This is a genomic window from Actinomadura gamaensis (genome assembly GCF_042652125.1).
GTDB lineage: Bacteria > Actinomycetota > Actinomycetes > Streptosporangiales > Streptosporangiaceae > Spirillospora > Spirillospora gamaensis.
On record NZ_JBHSIT010000001.1, the window covers coordinates 1,026,227 to 1,041,224 of the forward strand.

The window sequence follows — 14,998 nt, forward strand, 5'->3', positions numbered from 1 at the left end:
TCCCGCCTCAGGCCCCCTCCGTTCAGGAGCAGGGGCCTGGTGTCGTTCTGGGGCCTCCTCGCCGCCGCCTAACCCTGCGCTGCTCGTGGGCGATGACGTCCGTGTGTGCTCCAGGTTGATCGCTGTCTGTGATCTCTGAGCGCGCACGGTCTGGAGGGTCGGCAGATGCCGACGGCGGCCCGGGCTCGGGAGCAACTGGACTTCACGGCTCTTCGGGACGATTGGTGCCGTTGGTTGTTGCGGGCGATGAATCTTTGTTCGGACGGCCTTGCCGCGCTGACCTGGGTTGAACGCGTGGTCGGTGGGTTGGCAAGTGGACGGGCCGTTTGTGGACGTACTACAACTTGCGCACCATCGGGTTAGTGGGCAGGCCGCGGGGGAGCGTGTTGCATGGCTCCCGATTGCCCAAAACACCCCGCCTGTCTTGAGGTCGTGGTGTTTCGATGTCGCATTGGGTCCGGCCCCACTATCGCAATGGGCGGTATGTGAGCGGCTACTGGAGGAGGAACCCGGGGCGTAAGGCGGCCGTTGTCGGCGTTAGTGTCACTGTGGCCGTAGGCGGTGTGAGTTTGGCCGAGGCGGGACCCTCCTCGGTGAAGGCGGGGCCGCCGGCGGCTTCTCGGGTGGCCGGGAGCGCGCTGGCGAAGGATGCGCAGGCGGGAATGGCGCGGGCCAGGGCGGCGCTGGAGGCCGGGCACTACGGCACGAAGCTTTCGATGAGGTACGACACCGACTGTGCCGGGCACTCGGAGGGACGGGCGCCCGACTTCTTCCGGGAGAATCCGTGTAGGCGCATGGTGCGGGGGTTCGTGCAACTCGGTGAGCTCGATAAGGATCTCGTGCTGGTCGCCATATCGTGGGTGGAGATGCAGGACGCCACCTCCGCTCAGGGTTACAAGGCTCTCGTCGATGCGAACGCCGGCAAGGTGACTGAGCTTTCGCGGGAGACGAAGCCGTTCGAGGCGATCTCGTTCGAGAACCGGACCTTCATGACCGGGCTCAAAGGCGCCTTCGTGTGGAACGTCGAGGTCAAGCCTCAGTTCTCCACGGTTTCGGACGCGGTGGTCAACGGGATTCTCGAGGATTCGCGGCAGGGGTGAGAGGGGATCGGCAGGAATCTCGACAGCGGGCCGGTCGCCTGTCCGGAGGTTTCGGCCGGGGATTTCCGGCGGGACTTCTCCCGGCCGTTACGAGACGGCCGTCCACGGGCTGCGGCTGCGGTCGCTGGTGGGGTTCCGGGGGTGGGCTCTGCCGGTGGCGCTGGTCGCCTGTCCGCGGTGAGCCCGCCCCGGGATGGTCAGTTGGCCAGGTCGGGTTTCCCGAAGGGCACGGCGTACCCGGACGGGAGCTGGCTGAGCAGGTGGTTGACCTCGCCGCCGGAGACCGATTCGCTCAGCGTGCTGAGGACGGCGGCGGCGTCCTGTTCCGGGTTCGAGGTGCTCAGGCGGGCGTAGAACTCGGCCAGCCCGTAGCCCTGGACGGGACGGTCCGGCGTGGTGTCGACCGCCTCGCCCAGCTCGTCCGGCAGTTGCGCGGCCAGGTGGGACGCGTCGGCCGGCGGGATGCGCTCGGACAGGACGCCCAAGACGTTCCGCGCGACCTCGGCGGCCTGCCCCTGGTCGGCGTAGCCGCCGCGGCGGCGGACCTCGGCGAGGAATTCGTCGCTTCTCATGGTGACCTCCTTTCAGATCGTCGGCCCTACCACCGGGAGAGCCTTCTAAACACGGAGCGTGACTCGCCGGCCGGAGCAGCCGCGACGCTCCGGTCCCAGGCGGGGCTGCCTCGGGCGCCCGCTCGCAGGAGCGGGGTTCCTCAATGGAAACGTCCGCGGGGCGAATTCGGCTTGCCGGCGGCGGGAATTCGCCGGTTCGCGGGCAGGGTTCGGGATATCGCGCGGGCGATATGGTGAGCGCGGACGTGTGGGGAGGTGGGGACGGGTGTCGTTGCAGGACCGGCTGGTCGCCGTCGCGACGCGGCTGTTCGCCGAGAAGGGCTACGAGGGGACGTCCGTCCAGGAGATCGTGGAGGCGGCGGGCGTCACCAAGGGCGCGATGTACCACTACTACGGGTCCAAGGACGAGCTGCTCTACGAGATCTACCACCGGCTGCTCGGCATGCAGACCAAGCGGCTGGAGCAGATCGCGGACGGGCCCGGCACGGTCGAGGAGCGGGTTCGGGCCGCGGCCGTGGACGTGCTGAACACCTCGTTCGACAACCTGGAGGACCTGCGCGTCTTCTTCCGCTCGACGCACCTGCTGTCGCCGGAGCGGCAGGCGGCCGTGCGGTCGGAGCGGCGGCGCTACCACGAGCGGTTCCGGGCGCTGGTCGAGGAGGGCCAGGCCGACGGGACGTTCCGGGCGGAGACGCCCGCCGACATCGTGGTCAACTTCTTCTTCGGCACCGTCCACCAGATCGGCGCGTGGTACCGGCCCGGCGGGCGGCTGAAGGCCGAGGAGGTCAGCGAGCACTACGTGGGGCTGTTCCTCGACGGCCTCCTGGCCAGCCGTTCCTAGAACCTCCGCCACCCGTTCCTAGAACCTCCGGCCACCCGTTCCGGGGCCCTAGAGCTTCTCGATCTTCAGGTCGGACGCGGCGTGCCGGGCGCGCAGCGGCTTCTTGTCGAACTTGCCGACGGTCGTCTTGGGCACCTCGTCCAGGAACGTCCAGTACTCCGGGACCTGCCACTTCGCGATCCGGCCGCGGAGGTACTCGGCGAGTTCGGCGGCGGTGGCCGCGGCGTCCTCCCGCAGGACGACGCAGGCGAGCGGACGCTCGTCCCAGCGCGGGTCCGGGACGCCGATGACCGCGGCCTCGGCGACGGCCGGGTGCGACATGAGGTGGTCCTCCAGCTCGACCGAGGAGATCCACTCGCCGCCCGACTTGATGACGTCCTTCACGCGGTCGGTGATCTGGAAGAAGCCGCGCCGGTCGATCGTGCCGACGTCGCCGGTGCGGAGCCAGCCGTCGTGGAACTTCTCCGGCGCGTCCACCAGGTGGTAGGAGCCGGTGATCCACGGTCCGCGGACCTCGATCTCGCCGACCGACTCGCCGTCCCACGGCAGCTCGCGGCCCTCGGGGTCGGTGATGCGCATCTGGACGCCGGGCGCGACGCGGCCGGACTTCATCCGCCAGTCGATGTCCTCGGCCGAGCCGGGTTCGACGCCCGGCGGCGGGAACGCCATGCCGCCGAGCGGGCTGGTCTCGGTCATGCCCCAGCCCTGGACGATCCGCAGGCCGTAGCGCTCCTGCGCGCGTTCCAGCAGGGCGCGCGGCGCGGCGGCTCCGCCGGAGTTCGCGAGGCGCAGCGACGACAGGTCGATCTCGTGCCGGTCGCCGTAGTCGAGGATCGCGTGCCAGATCGTCGGGACGGCGGAGGCGACCGTCGTCCGCTCGGACGCGATGAACGCCGTCAGGTGCTCGGGCTGGAGGAACCGGTCGGGCATGTGCAGGGTCGCGCCGGACAGCAGCGACGCGTACGGCAGGCCCCACGCGTTGACGTGGAACATCGGGACGATCGCGAGCACCCGGTCGTCCTCGCGCGGGCCGACCAGCGACGAGGAGTTCGCCGCGAGGGCGTGCAGGAACGTCGAGCGGTGCGAGTACACGACGCCCTTCGGGTCGCCCGTCGTGCCGGACGTGTAGCACATCGCCGCGGCCGAGCGCTCGTCCAGTTCAGGCCAGGCGAAGCCGGGCTCCTCGGCGGCGAGCAGCTCTCGGTACCGCAGGACGGGCCGTCCGAGCGCGGACGCGTCGCCGTCGCCGACGACGATGAGGTGCCGGACGGTCGGCACGCGGTCCATGATCCGCGCGAGCAGCGGGACGAGCGAGTCGTCCACGATGATCACCGAGTCCTCGGCGTGGTTCACGATGTGCGCGAGCTGCTCGGGGAACAGCCGGATGTTGAGCGTGTGCAGCACCGCGCCCATGGACGGCACGGCCAGATACGCCTCGAAATGTTCCTGGTTGTTCCACGCGAAGGTCGCGACGCGGTCGCCCGGCCGGACGCCGAGACGCGCCAGCGCCGCGGCGAGCCGTTCGGCGTTCGCGGCGATCTCGGCGAAGCCCGCCCGCCGCGCCGGCCTCTCGCCGCCCGTCCAGGTCACGCACTGGCTGTCGGCGTAGATCGACCGCCCGTGCCGCATGAGCGCGGCGATGGTGAGCGGGAAGTCCTGCATGGTACTGGGGATCACGGCCCATCCTCCCGGTGATACCGACCGGCCGGTATGTGTGCTCGATATCACCATACCGACCAGTTGGTATGCAATATCGGTCCACCCCTTGCCTCGCCGCGTCTGCGGATTTACGGTGTCCGCACTTCCGGCCGTCCACCACGCATCACACATCGGGGATCGTTCGCTCGTTTCGGGGGAATCGACCGTCCGCACCGAAAAGGCCGCTTGTCCGTTTCGGGGGACTCCAGCCCAGGGAGCTGAGATGTCCGTCTCCTCACCCACCGGCGACGGTGTCGCCGGCAAACCGTCGACCCGTCCACGCCGGAGCCCGCTCGTCCGCCTCTGGCGGCGCGACCTGGCCCACTACCCCGAGTCCGCGCGGCGCTACGCCTACCTGGCGATCGTCGTCGCGACCACCGTCGTCCTGTACTACCTGCTGTACATCCAGTACGCCGTGGCGACGTCGATCATGGCGCACTACGGCATGACCTTCGGTTTCTTCATCTCGATCTCGGTCGTGGGCAACGCGGTCGGCGCGTTCGCCTCGCTCGTCGCGGGGCTCGCGGACCGCTGGGGACGGGCGAACATGGTCGTCTACGGCCTGCTCCTCGCCGGGATCGTCGTGCTCGTCCTGCCGCACGCCCCGAACAAGGGGACCTACCTGGCGCTGTTCGCCGCGCTCAGCTTCGTCGAGGGCATCGTCCTGGTCGCGACGCCCGCGCTGATCAGGGACTTCTCGCCGCAGCTCGGCCGCGCGACCGCCATGGGCTACTGGACGATGGGACCGGTCGTCGGCAGCCTCGTCGTCACGACCGTCACCAGCCACACGCTCGACTCGTCCACCTGGGAGGACGAGCTGACCTACGCCGGCATCACCGCGCTCGCGGTGTTCGTCGTCGCGCTGTTCGGGCTGCGCGAGCTGTCACCCCGGCTGCGCGACCAGATCATGGTCAGCCTGCGCGACCGCGCGCTGGTCGAGGCGCGGGCGCGCGGCCTCGACCCGGAGCGCGCGCTCAAGGGCCACTGGCGCCAGATGCTCCGCCTGGACGTCATCGGATCGGCCTTCGCGATCAGCGTCTACCTGCTGCTCTACTACGCCGCGGTCGGGAACTTCGTGATCTACTTCTCGGCCACTTTCGGCTACAGCGAGCAGCGGACGAACGGTCTCGCGAACTGGTACTGGGCGGCCAACGCGATCGCGCTCGTCGTCACGGGACTGGTTTCGGACGCGCTGAAAGTCCGTAAGCCGCTCATGCTCCTCGGAGGCGTCGCGTCCGTCGTCGCGAGCGGCGTGTTCGCGATGCTCGCGACGCATCCGCACACCGGCTACTACACCTTCGCCTGGCTGTTCGTCGGGATCGGCGTCTTCGGCGGCCTCACCTACGCGCCGTGGATGGCGGCGTTCACCGAGACCGTCGAGAAGCACAACCCGGCCGCGACCGCTACCGGCCTCGCCGTGTGGGGCTGGATCCTGCGGCTGGTCGTCGCCGCGTCCGCCGCGTTCATCCCGGTCGTCGTGACGTCGGTGACGCCGATCGTCGACCACGGCGCGGAGGTCAAGGCCGCGCAGGCGCAGGCCGCGCCAGCCCTGGCGATCGTGCAGGCGCACCCGGCGATCTTCGCCGAACTGGCGAAGTACCCGCCCGGGTCCGTCCCGCCGGAGGTCCAGGCGCGCGCCGCGAAGGAGGTCGGCATCGCCGGGCTCGCGACCGTCCAGAAGGCGCAGCCGCAGCTCAAGACGCTCAAGGAGCACGGACCGTCGGTCCAGAAGGCCGCCGCGCACGGCCCGAAGCAGTGGCGGACGTGGTGGTGGGTCTGCGTCGCGGGCCAGGTGGTCTTCCTGCCGTTCATCTTCGTCGTCACCGGCCGCTGGAGCCCCCGCCGCGCCCGCGAGGACGCCGAGGCCCACGACCGCGCTCTCGCCGCCGAACTGTCCGCCCTCGGGAAGGACGGTTAAGGACAGGGACGGTCAGTAACGCGCAACGGGACCGACACCGCCGAGCAGCAGCCCGGGCGGGCACCGAGGACGCATCGCGACGCACGACGATCGGCCGGACGGCACCGTCCGGGCCGATCGGCGCGATCACCTGGGACCCGTCCGGGCTGCTCCTCGGCCTCCGGAAGATCGGCGCATCGAGTGACGTCCAGGGCGCGGTGCGCGAAATCCGGAAAGGCCGAAGTCGGCGTTCGGCCTGGCCGCATTCGGGACGTCCGTCCGGCGGGGGCGGAGCCGGGGCGTTCGATCTGGGGTGACGTGCCCCGACTTCGCCGTCCCGGGTCGCCGCGAGCGGCCCAAGTTCACGTTTCCTAACGGTTACGGTGTGTGTCGGGTGACATCGGCTGGGGGAGAGGTGGTGGCAGGGGTCTCGACGGAAGAGGCAGTCATGGGGCTACGACCTTGCGGCGCGCGCATCGCCGCCCTGACCGTCACCACTCTCGTCGCCGGATGCGGCGGCGGAAGTCACGCGTTCACACCTCCGCCGCTGCCGCTGACCTCGGAGACGATCGTGACGCCGACACCGGTGGACGCGCCGTCGAGCGCGACGTCCACCCCGTCGAGCGCGACGTCCACGCCGTCGAGCGGGACGCCGGTGCCGGCGACCTCACCGTCGTGCGGCGCGACCACGCCGTCGACCACGCCGCCTACGCCGCCGAGCAGGACACCTTCGCCGTCGATCTCGCCGACGAGCGGCACGCCCATCCCGTCGACCCCGCCGACGGGAGTCGCGCCCACGCCGTCCACGCCGTCGAAGCCGGGCGCGGCGCCCGCGCCGTCGCCGCACCCGAAGAACGGCAGGAACCTGGCGGCGTGCCGCGAGGGCGACTGCGAGGTGCAGGTGCGCGCCGGCGACCAGATCGAACTGTCCCCGCGGTTCCAGGCGGGGCCGCTCGTCATCACCACGGTCGGGCCGAACCACCTGTCGCTGCGCTGGACGTTCGAGGGCGGCGGCACCGGCGCTGGAGACACCGGACCGCAGGGAACGATCACGTTCGGCAGCGGCGGGGCGATGCTGACCGTCCGGATCGAGTCGATCGGCCCCGACAGCGCGATTATCCGGCTCTCGCCGGGCGGCTCGTTCTGACAGCACGCCTCCGGAACGGCACGCCTCCGGAAGCGCGGCCCCGGAACGGCGCGGCCCCGGAAGCGCGGCCCCGGAACGGCGCGGCCCCGTACGGCCGCCGCCGGGCCGGGGCCGCCGGCCGTCAGATGCGGAAGATGACGCCCATCTCGCTGGGGCGCATACCGAGCATCATGCTGCTCGTCGAGCCCCAGGGCGCGCGCACGATCGGATGGGCGGCGCAGGTTCCGTTGGTGTAGATCTCGATGGACGCGCCGCTGTCGTTGTCGAAGAACTCCCGGACGGTCCTCTCGTCGATCGGGATCGGCACGCAGGCGCGGCCGCCCTGCGCCGCGATCAGGGACTCGCTGATGGTGTTCCCCTCGTCGTCCATCTGGTAGACGACGAGCCTGCGGACGCCGTCGTCGGGTCGCGAGGCGGCGTGCGCGGACGCCGAGGGCAGCAGGAATCCGGCGGCCAGGCCGAGCGTGGCGGTCGCGGCCGAGAGCGGACGACGCATGGAAACCCCCCGAGAGATCATCCACCCATCCTCGGCCGTGGCGGCCCGGATCCCGGACGATCAGCGCCGGAGCCGGGCCGGGCGTTTACCGTTCGCGTCCCGGAAGAAAACCGAAACGATCACTTATCCGCCACCCAGGTGCTCAGCTCGATGTCCGGACCCTCGCGTCGCGGACGCCGGACGGGCTCGTCGTCGGTGAGCCGGAAACCGGCGGCCCGGGCGACGCGCTGGCTCGGGACGTTCTCCGGCGCGATCCGCAGCACGATCCGCTCCGGCGCGATCGTCTCGCGGACGTGCTCGGTCATGAGCCGGACGGCCCGGCTCGCCAGGCCCCGCCCCTGGTGCTGGGGGCCGATGCCGTACGCGAGCTCGACCGTGGTGACCGGTTCGTCCGTCCTGCGGACGTAGAGGACCTCGCCGAGCGGCTCCCGCCCGTCGGTCGTGACCGCGAGCTGGAGGACGCGTCCCGTCTCGCGCTCACGATGGCTCTTCTCCACATAGGCGCGGGCGGCGTCCAGGTCGAATGGGGAGGCCAGGGGCGTCCAGCGGGCGAACTGGGGGTTGTCGAACAGCGCGACCATGGCGGGAAGGTCGGCCTCGCTCCACGGACGCAGCTCCAGGCCGAATCCGACAACAAGGGAAGAGGGGTACTCATCGGTCATCGCCCGATCTTCCCAGCCCGCGGCCGGTTGCGCCGAACAGAACTTGGGCTGGACGCCCGCGTGCGTTAGTGTGCCGCCCGCATGATCTCGTGGACGCGCCGCGAAGGCCGTCCAGCCGCTCCCCCGCGCACGGATCGTGATACCGCATGCCTGCCCCGAGGCTTCTCCTCATCGTTCCGGCCACGCTCGCCACAACGCTCGCCGCCGCCGGAACCGGCTTGACTCTTCACCGCGTCCTCCCCACGAATCGATTCGACTGGGAGCTGACGAACGACCTGAGAGCCGTGACCGTCCCGTTCGTCCTCACGGCCGTCTTCGCCGCCGCGCTCCTGGCCGCCTGGACGCGCCGCACCACGACCTCCGTGCTCCTGAGCCTCACCCCGGCGGTCACCCATATCGTCCGGCTCGTCACTTCGCTGAGCTTTCCCTGGTCGCATTTCGCCGTCAGGTACCTCTACCGCTACCCGCTCGGCGGTTCGGACATGGTGGCCTCCGACGGCGGCGTGACGTGGGCCGAAGCGACGACGATGGCGGCGATCGGCGCGGGCGTCGTGGCGGCCATGGCCGGAGTGCTCGCGTCGGCCACCCGGAACCGCCCACGTCTCCTTCTTGTCGGCCTGCCGGTAATGGTGGGCTTGGCTGCCGTTGCGAACGACATCGCGCAATCTCTCGTCCCCGAGAAGTACCTCGGAGTGGGCTGGTGGGGCCTTCCGCAACATCTCAGCGGGACGCTGATCGTCCTCGCGCTCGGCTCGGCTCTACTCCTCCTGGCGCGCGCTCCCCGCGTTCGGCGCATTCGCCGCGGTGGCGCGCCGGTGGCGGCGCTCGTGCAAGGAGCGGGCGCGATTCTGCTGCTGTTTCCGCTGGCGCAAGAGCTGTGGAGGATCCGTCCGCTGTTCGTCCGCCGCCTTTTGGGCGAGCACATCACCCAGGGCATCGGCATCGCGGAGGGCTTTACGCCGCCTAGATGGGAGGGCATCGCCGACGCGCTCTCGTCTCTGGCCGCGACGACCCTTCAGTTGACGATCGTGCTTGCGGCGGTCACTGCTGTGACGTGCGTGTGGCCGGAGCGTAGGGAGGACGGGCGGTGAGGCGGCGGCTGGAGATGTTCGGTGCGGTGTCGGCCTGGCTCGTCGCGGCCGTCGCCCTCGGGCTCGAACTGTGGCGGGTCGTGTCGGCGGGCGGGGACTGGTGGGCGGCGGAGGAGGTCGATCGGCTGGCGGCGCCGCTGGTCGTGTTCGCGGTGCTCGCTGCCGCGGCCGTCGCCTCGCTGGCGCGTTGGTACTCGGCGGCCGCGCTGTGCGCCGCGCCCGCGTTGACGCAGGTGCTCGCGTTCGTGGCGGCGTGGAACGTGCGGCTCGACCGGCCGTTCGGGTATCTGCCGATGAACCCGACGCGTCCGGTGGACAGGTGGAGCACCGCGCTGACGCTGATCGCCGCCGCGATGGGACTGGTCGCGGCCGTCCCGCACCTCGGCCAAGGGCGCGGACGGCCCCGCGCGGTCCTGGTCTCGCTGCCCGGGCTGGTGGTGCTCGCCATGGTGGCGGACCACGTGGCGGCGTCGCACTCGCCACTGGCCAGGGTGGCCGGCATGTGGTGGAAGGTGCGGCACTATGGCTGGATCGCCCTGGGGGCGTACTGCGCTGTGGCGGTGTTGCTTTTTGTGGCGCGGAAGCGGGAGTTCGACAGGGTTCTCGCGGTGCGTATTGCCGGAACCGTGGGGTTGCTCGCTCCTCTTTGTCTGCTTCTCTGGGAACGCCGGCCCGACTTCCTGCGGATCAACGTCCGGGATTCCCACGAGATCTATGGGCTGTTCATAGAGGGCGACAGCCTATGGAGCGGACCGGCGTGGTTTCTCAGCGCCGCGGGCGGGATGGTGCTGTGGACGACGCTCGTGCTCGCGGCGCTGATCGGCGTCTGCGGCTGGTCACGGGAGTGAGGACCAGAAGGCGCACCGGTGGTCTGCGGCGAATCCCGTGGAGGGACGGGGCGCGGGCGGCACGAGGGACAGGATCCGCTGGGTTCCGGGGCGGAAGGCGGGCCAGCGGGACTGCGGGAGGCGTCCGGCGGCGAACGCCGTCCAGTCGGTCTTCATGGCGTCGGCGAGCTTCTGCTGGTCGGGGGTGAGCGTGCCGGGGATGGGCGCGGCCAGGCCGAAGAGGTACTGGAGTTCGGAGGCGTGCGCGGCGCCGTAGGGGTAACCGACCGGCGGGAGGAAACGCTGCGGCGCGTTCTCGTCGGCGAACTCGTAGCCGCGGACGGGCACGTACTTCGCCAGGATCTTCTCGGTCGCCAGCGTCGTGCAGGAGTAGCGCGCGTCGGTGACGACGGTGGTCAGGGCCAGCGCCGGGCTGGGGTAGGCGCTCAGCGGGTAGTGCGCGGCGATGGTGGCGGCGGTCTGGGCGGGGACGTTCAGGGCCGAGGTGATCCACCACTGGTAGTTCGCGGCGGTGACCGGCGGCGCGCCCAGCAGGAGGCGGAGCGCGAGTTGCAGGCGCCATTCGTCATGGGTCGTCCCGATGGCCACCGGGACGCGGGCGAAACGGCCCGCGGCGAACGCGGTCGTGAGGGGTTCGGGGATGACGCGCCCGTCGATGTCGGGCACGTATTCGAGCCGGTTCTGCTTGGCGAGGACGGTGGCGACCGGCACCGCGCGCAGGCAGGACGCGTTCTGGTCGGGGCAGCCGACGCTCGCCGCGAACGCCTTGCCCTCCGCCTCGGCCGCGGCCTTCGTGGGAAGGGCCACGTTGTAGGTGCCGCTCTGGACGATGGCGCGCCGGACGAGGCCTCGCGAGCCCGGCGAGACCAGGTGCGACAGGACGCTCAGCCCGCCCGCCGACTCGCCGAAGACCGTGACGCCGCGGGCGTCGCCGCCGAACCGTCCGATGTCGGACGCGACCCAGCGCAGCGCCGCCTGCTGGTCCATCAGCCCGTAGTTTCCGGACGGTCCGCCCGGACGGTCGGCGAGACCGGAACTCGCGAGGAAGCCGAGCGCCCCGAGCCGGTAGTTGATCGTGACGACGATGGCGCCGCGTGCGGCGAGGGCGGTGGGGTCGAACCCGTCGCTGCTTCCGGCGACGAGCGCGCCGCCGTGGATCCACACCATGACGGGCAGCCGTCCCGGACGGGGGCGCGCGGGTGCGTAGACGTTGAGGTAGAGGCAGTCCTCGGAGGTCGAGGCCGAGCCGAAGGGGGTCTCGGCCTGGGCGCAGTGCGGCGCGAAGGCCGTGGCCTGCCGCACCCCGCGCCAGTGCGGCGCGGGGGCGGGCGGCCTCCAGCGCAGCGCCCCGACCGGTGGCGCGGCGTACGGGATGCCGAGGAACTCGCGGGTCCTGCCGACGGTCTTGCCCTGGACGAGACCGCCGGTCGTCCGCACGATCGGTCTGCCGGACGCCGCGTCACCGCCGGCCGTCCGCATCAGTGGTCTGCCGGACGCCGTGTCGGCGACGGTCCCGGCGTTCGCGGCACCCGCGCCCGACGCGACCAGCGCCGCTCCGGCCAGTAGGACGGCTCCGATTCGACCCGACACGTGCACGGCGCCCTCCGGGAGCTTGCGCGGGATCCGGTTGTCGTGATCCGACACTAGCCCGGAGGCGGGTGATCGGGGAGGTGCCGAGAAGGCCGCCTGTGGCCGGAGCGGCGGTCAGTCTTCGGGGGTGTGGGGGGTGCCGCCCGCGAGGGTTTCGGCCAGGAGGGTCTCTTCGGTCGAGCCTCGACGCCAGTAGCCCATGAACTCGACGGCTTCGCGCGGCATGGAGCGCTCCCGGACGAGGTGGCGGCGCATGGTCCGGACGGCGGCGGCCTCGCCCGCGATCCAGGCGTAGTCGACGGGCGGGCAGTTCCGGACGGCCTCGCAGAGCGGTTCGTCGCGGTTCCGGACCAGCCAGGTGACGTCGCCGGGCAGGTCCTGGCGGTCGCCGTCGTGGGCTATCTGCACGTAGACGTGCGCGGACACGGACGGATCGAGGGATTCCAGGTTCGCGCCGATGGCCGGAAGGGCCGACTCGTCCCCGGCGAGGAGGATCGTCCGGGCGGAGGGCGGGGGCGCGAACTCGACGCCGCCGCTGTCGGGGGCGGTCGGGCCGAGGGCGAGGAGCCGGTCGCCCGGACGGGCCGCGCGCGCCCAGCGGGACGCGGGGCCGAGGTCGCCGTGCAGGGCGAAGTCGACGTCCACCTCGCCGGGCCGCTGGGCGCGGACGGTGAAGGTCCGCATGACGGCGCGTTCGGACGGGTCGAGCGCGCGCCACGCGGCGAACCAGTCGTCGTCCGGGACGTCCGGCATGACCGGGCGGTCCTGGTGCGGGTGCGGGAAGAACAGCTTGAAGCGCTGGTCGCGTCCGCCGGAGACGAACTCGTCCACGTCGGGGGCGGTGAGGGTGATGCGCGTCATGGACGGGCCGAGGCGCGTCGCGCGCACGACCGACATGTCGAAGAACCGGAACATCAGGCGACCTTCCGCGCGGTGCGGATCGTCTCGGCGAGCTTCTCGATGATCGGCGCGCAGCCCGCGTAGGAGAACCGGGGCTCCGGCTCCCAGGCGAACACCTGGTTCGCCTTGACGGCGGGCAGCTCGCCCCAGGACGGCTTGGACCCGAGGTCCTTCGGCTGGAGCGCCTGCGTGCGGGCGTCGAGCAGGATGACGTCGGCCTTGTACTTGCCGGCGTTCTCCCAGCTCAGCGACTCGAAGTAGCCGGCCTGGTCGAGCTTGGCGGGGACCACGACGCCGACGCCCTGGTCCTTGAAGAACTGGAGGTCGGCGTTCTTGGCGGGCGACGAGGCGTAGAACAGGTCGGGACTCGCGGACGCGGCGAGCACCTTCACGCCCTTGTTCGCGGCGACGGCCTGGCGCAGGGACGCGACGGCCTTGTCGAACCGGTCCTTGGCGGCGACGTTGGTGGGGGACTTCAGGTCCGCGCCGAGCGCGGCGGCGAGCGCGGCGTAGTGCTCGATCGGGGTGGTGAGCGTCGTGTCGCCCGCCTGGATGCCGACGCTCGGCGCCAGCTTGAAGATCTTGTCCCTGCTCGCGGCGGGAACGTAGAAGAGGTCCGGCTTGACGAACATGTGGTCCACGAGCAGCTCGGGCCGCAGCGCCGCGTACTTCTCGATGTTGAACTCGCCGTAGGCGTTGCCGATGATCTCGACCTTGCTGATGTCCACGTCGCCGACCTGGGGGTCGCGGCTGCCGTCCTTGCGCTTGGCCGGTCCGTAGACGCCGACGATCCGGTCGGTCACGCCGTAGTCCCAGAGCGCGGCGGCGGCGCCGACGTAGGCGACGACGCGGCGCGGGCGGGACTTCGCCTCCGCCTTCCGCCCCCGGTCGTCGGTGAAGGACCACGCGCCGCCGTCGTCGGCCTTCGCGCCGCCGTCTTTGCCGCCGCCGCACGCGGCGAGGACGGCCCCGAGGGCGAGCGCGCCGCCCGCGCCGAGCAGGCCGCGCCGGGACAGGCGGGAGGAGGCGAGGTTCGTCATGTCGTGCGTTCTCCGAGGTCAAGGGGTTGCGGGGACGCCTATCGGCCCGATAGGCAGGGCTTAGGTTAACCTAACCTAAGTTTTTGTCCAGGCCCGGAGGAGACGTCTCGTGAGTCCGCCCCCCTCGTCCCGCGCGCGGCGGTTCGCCCTCGCCGCCGTCCTGCTGGCGGCCGTCCTCGCGCTGAGCCTCGCGGTCGGGGCGCGCCCGCTCGGTCCGGCCGAGGTGTGGCGCGGCCTCACCGAGCCCGGGACGGACGCCTACACGGTCGTCCACCAGATGCGGCTGCCGCGCACGCTGCTCGGCCTCGTCGTCGGCGTGGCGCTCGGCCTCGCCGGGACGCTGATGCAGTCGCTCACCCGCAACCCGCTCGCCGACCCCGGACTGCTCGGGATCAACGTCGGCGCGGCGGCGGCGGTGGTCACGGCGATCTCGTTCCTCGGGGTCACCTCGTTCGCCGGATACGTCTGGTTCGCGTTCGCGGGGGCGGGCGTCGTCGCCGTCCTGCTGTACGGGATCGGCGGCGGACGCGGCGCGACGCCGGCGCGGCTCACCCTCGCCGGAGCGGCCGTCAACGCCGCGCTGTACTCGTACGTCAGCGCCGTCGAGCTGCTCGACACGGCCTCGCTCGACCGGATGCGGTTCTGGACGGTCGGCAGCCTCGCCGCCGCGCAGCCCTCGACCGTGGCGAAGGTCACGCCGTTCGTGCTGGCCGGCGGCGTGCTCGCGCTGCTGCTCGCGCGCCCGCTGAACGCGCTCGCGATGGGCGACGACACCGCGCGGGCGCTCGGCGCGCGGCCGTCGCTCGTGCGCGGCGCCGGGATCGTCGCGGTCGCGCTGCTGTGCGGCGCGGCGACCGCCGCGTGCGGCCCGGTCGTGTTCCTCGGCCTGATGGTGCCGCACCTCGTCCGCGCGATCACCGGCCCCGACCTGCGGCTCCTCCTCCCGTACAGCGCGCTCGCCGCGCCCGTGCTCATGCTCGTCGCGGACGTCGCGGGGCGCGTCGTCGCGCGTCCGGGCGAGGTGCAGGTCGGCGTGCTGACCGTCGTGCTCGGCGGGCCGTTCTTCCTCGCCCACGCCCGGCGGCGGAAGGCGGCGGCGCTGTGAAGCCCCCTAGG

General features: G+C 71.5%; 15 protein-coding genes. 7 read left to right on the top strand and 8 right to left on the bottom strand.

Going from position 1 to position 14,998, the window contains the following annotated elements; genetic code table 11:
- Positions 1–485 precede the first annotated feature (485 nt).
- Positions 486–1,100, top strand: coding sequence for a hypothetical protein (locus tag ACFPCY_RS04770; protein WP_378252305.1), 615 nt, complete (start codon positions 486–488; stop codon positions 1,098–1,100).
- 197 nt (positions 1,101–1,297) lie between these two features.
- On the opposite strand, the gene ACFPCY_RS04775 is transcribed toward ACFPCY_RS04770, so the two are convergent.
- Positions 1,298–1,672 (bottom strand): DUF2267 domain-containing protein, encoded by a 375-nt coding sequence (locus ACFPCY_RS04775; protein ID WP_378252306.1) that lies wholly within the window; start codon positions 1,670–1,672, stop codon positions 1,298–1,300.
- Between the two features lie 271 nt (positions 1,673–1,943).
- Between ACFPCY_RS04775 and ACFPCY_RS04780 the strand changes: the two genes are divergently transcribed.
- Positions 1,944–2,513, top strand: a complete 570-nt coding sequence (locus tag ACFPCY_RS04780) for a TetR/AcrR family transcriptional regulator (RefSeq protein WP_378252586.1) — start codon at positions 1,944–1,946, stop codon at positions 2,511–2,513.
- A gap of 48 nt (positions 2,514–2,561) precedes the next feature.
- Here the strand turns inward: ACFPCY_RS04780 and ACFPCY_RS04785 are convergent, their stop codons facing one another.
- Complete coding sequence (locus tag ACFPCY_RS04785; protein WP_378252307.1) at positions 2,562–4,190, bottom strand: long-chain fatty acid--CoA ligase; 1,629 nt, start codon at positions 4,188–4,190, stop codon at positions 2,562–2,564.
- 244 nt (positions 4,191–4,434) lie between these two features.
- Here ACFPCY_RS04785 and ACFPCY_RS04790 point away from each other — a divergent pair, with 244 nt between their 5' ends.
- Entirely contained in the window at positions 4,435–6,129 is a 1,695-nt protein-coding gene (locus tag ACFPCY_RS04790; RefSeq protein ID WP_378252308.1) for an MFS transporter, read from the top strand.
- Between the two features lie 504 nt (positions 6,130–6,633).
- On the opposite strand, the gene ACFPCY_RS04795 is transcribed toward ACFPCY_RS04790, so the two are convergent.
- A complete protein-coding gene (locus tag ACFPCY_RS04795; protein ID WP_378252309.1) occupies positions 6,634–6,906 on the bottom strand; it encodes a hypothetical protein in 273 nt (90 codons plus the stop codon).
- Between the two features lie 97 nt (positions 6,907–7,003).
- Here ACFPCY_RS04795 and ACFPCY_RS04800 point away from each other — a divergent pair, with 97 nt between their 5' ends.
- Positions 7,004–7,255: a hypothetical protein gene (locus ACFPCY_RS04800; protein ID WP_378252310.1), complete on the top strand. Its 252-nt coding sequence runs from the start codon at positions 7,004–7,006 to the stop codon at positions 7,253–7,255.
- A 121-nt stretch (positions 7,256–7,376) separates the two neighbouring features.
- Here the strand turns inward: ACFPCY_RS04800 and ACFPCY_RS04805 are convergent, their stop codons facing one another.
- Both ACFPCY_RS04805 and ACFPCY_RS04810 read right to left on the bottom strand, forming a co-directional pair.
- Positions 7,377–7,751: a hypothetical protein gene (locus tag ACFPCY_RS04805; RefSeq protein ID WP_378252311.1), complete on the bottom strand. Its 375-nt coding sequence runs from the start codon at positions 7,749–7,751 to the stop codon at positions 7,377–7,379.
- A gap of 119 nt (positions 7,752–7,870) precedes the next feature.
- On the bottom strand, positions 7,871–8,413 hold the full coding sequence (locus ACFPCY_RS04810; protein ID WP_378252312.1) for a GNAT family N-acetyltransferase: 543 nt from the start codon (positions 8,411–8,413) through the stop codon (positions 7,871–7,873).
- A 146-nt stretch (positions 8,414–8,559) separates the two neighbouring features.
- On the opposite strand from ACFPCY_RS04810, the gene ACFPCY_RS04815 reads away from it, so the two are divergent.
- Together ACFPCY_RS04815 and ACFPCY_RS04820 are read left to right on the top strand one after the other, a co-directional pair.
- On the top strand, positions 8,560–9,504 hold the full coding sequence (locus ACFPCY_RS04815; protein WP_378252313.1) for a hypothetical protein: 945 nt from the start codon (positions 8,560–8,562) through the stop codon (positions 9,502–9,504).
- The gene (locus tag ACFPCY_RS04820) at positions 9,501–10,352 is read left to right on the top strand and encodes a hypothetical protein (protein WP_378252314.1); all 852 of its coding nucleotides are present in this window, start codon (positions 9,501–9,503) and stop codon (positions 10,350–10,352) included. Before ACFPCY_RS04815 ends, ACFPCY_RS04820 begins: the two co-directional genes overlap by 4 nt.
- Here ACFPCY_RS04820 and ACFPCY_RS04825 read toward each other — a convergent pair.
- The 3 genes from ACFPCY_RS04825 to ACFPCY_RS04835 form a co-directional block, all read right to left on the bottom strand.
- Positions 10,341–11,942, bottom strand: a complete 1,602-nt coding sequence (locus tag ACFPCY_RS04825) for a carboxylesterase/lipase family protein (protein WP_378252315.1) — start codon at positions 11,940–11,942, stop codon at positions 10,341–10,343. The genes ACFPCY_RS04820 and ACFPCY_RS04825 overlap by 12 nt on opposite strands.
- A 114-nt stretch (positions 11,943–12,056) precedes the next feature.
- On the bottom strand, positions 12,057–12,857 hold the full coding sequence (locus tag ACFPCY_RS04830; protein WP_378252316.1) for a siderophore-interacting protein: 801 nt from the start codon (positions 12,855–12,857) through the stop codon (positions 12,057–12,059).
- Positions 12,857–13,882, bottom strand: coding sequence for an ABC transporter substrate-binding protein (locus ACFPCY_RS04835; protein ID WP_378252317.1), 1,026 nt, complete (start codon positions 13,880–13,882; stop codon positions 12,857–12,859). Before ACFPCY_RS04835 ends, ACFPCY_RS04830 begins: the two co-directional genes overlap by 1 nt.
- A 109-nt stretch (positions 13,883–13,991) precedes the next feature.
- Here ACFPCY_RS04835 and ACFPCY_RS04840 point away from each other — a divergent pair, with 109 nt between their 5' ends.
- Positions 13,992–14,987 (top strand): FecCD family ABC transporter permease, encoded by a 996-nt coding sequence (locus ACFPCY_RS04840; protein ID WP_378252318.1) that lies wholly within the window; start codon positions 13,992–13,994, stop codon positions 14,985–14,987.
- The last annotated feature ends 11 nt before the right edge of the window (positions 14,988–14,998 follow it).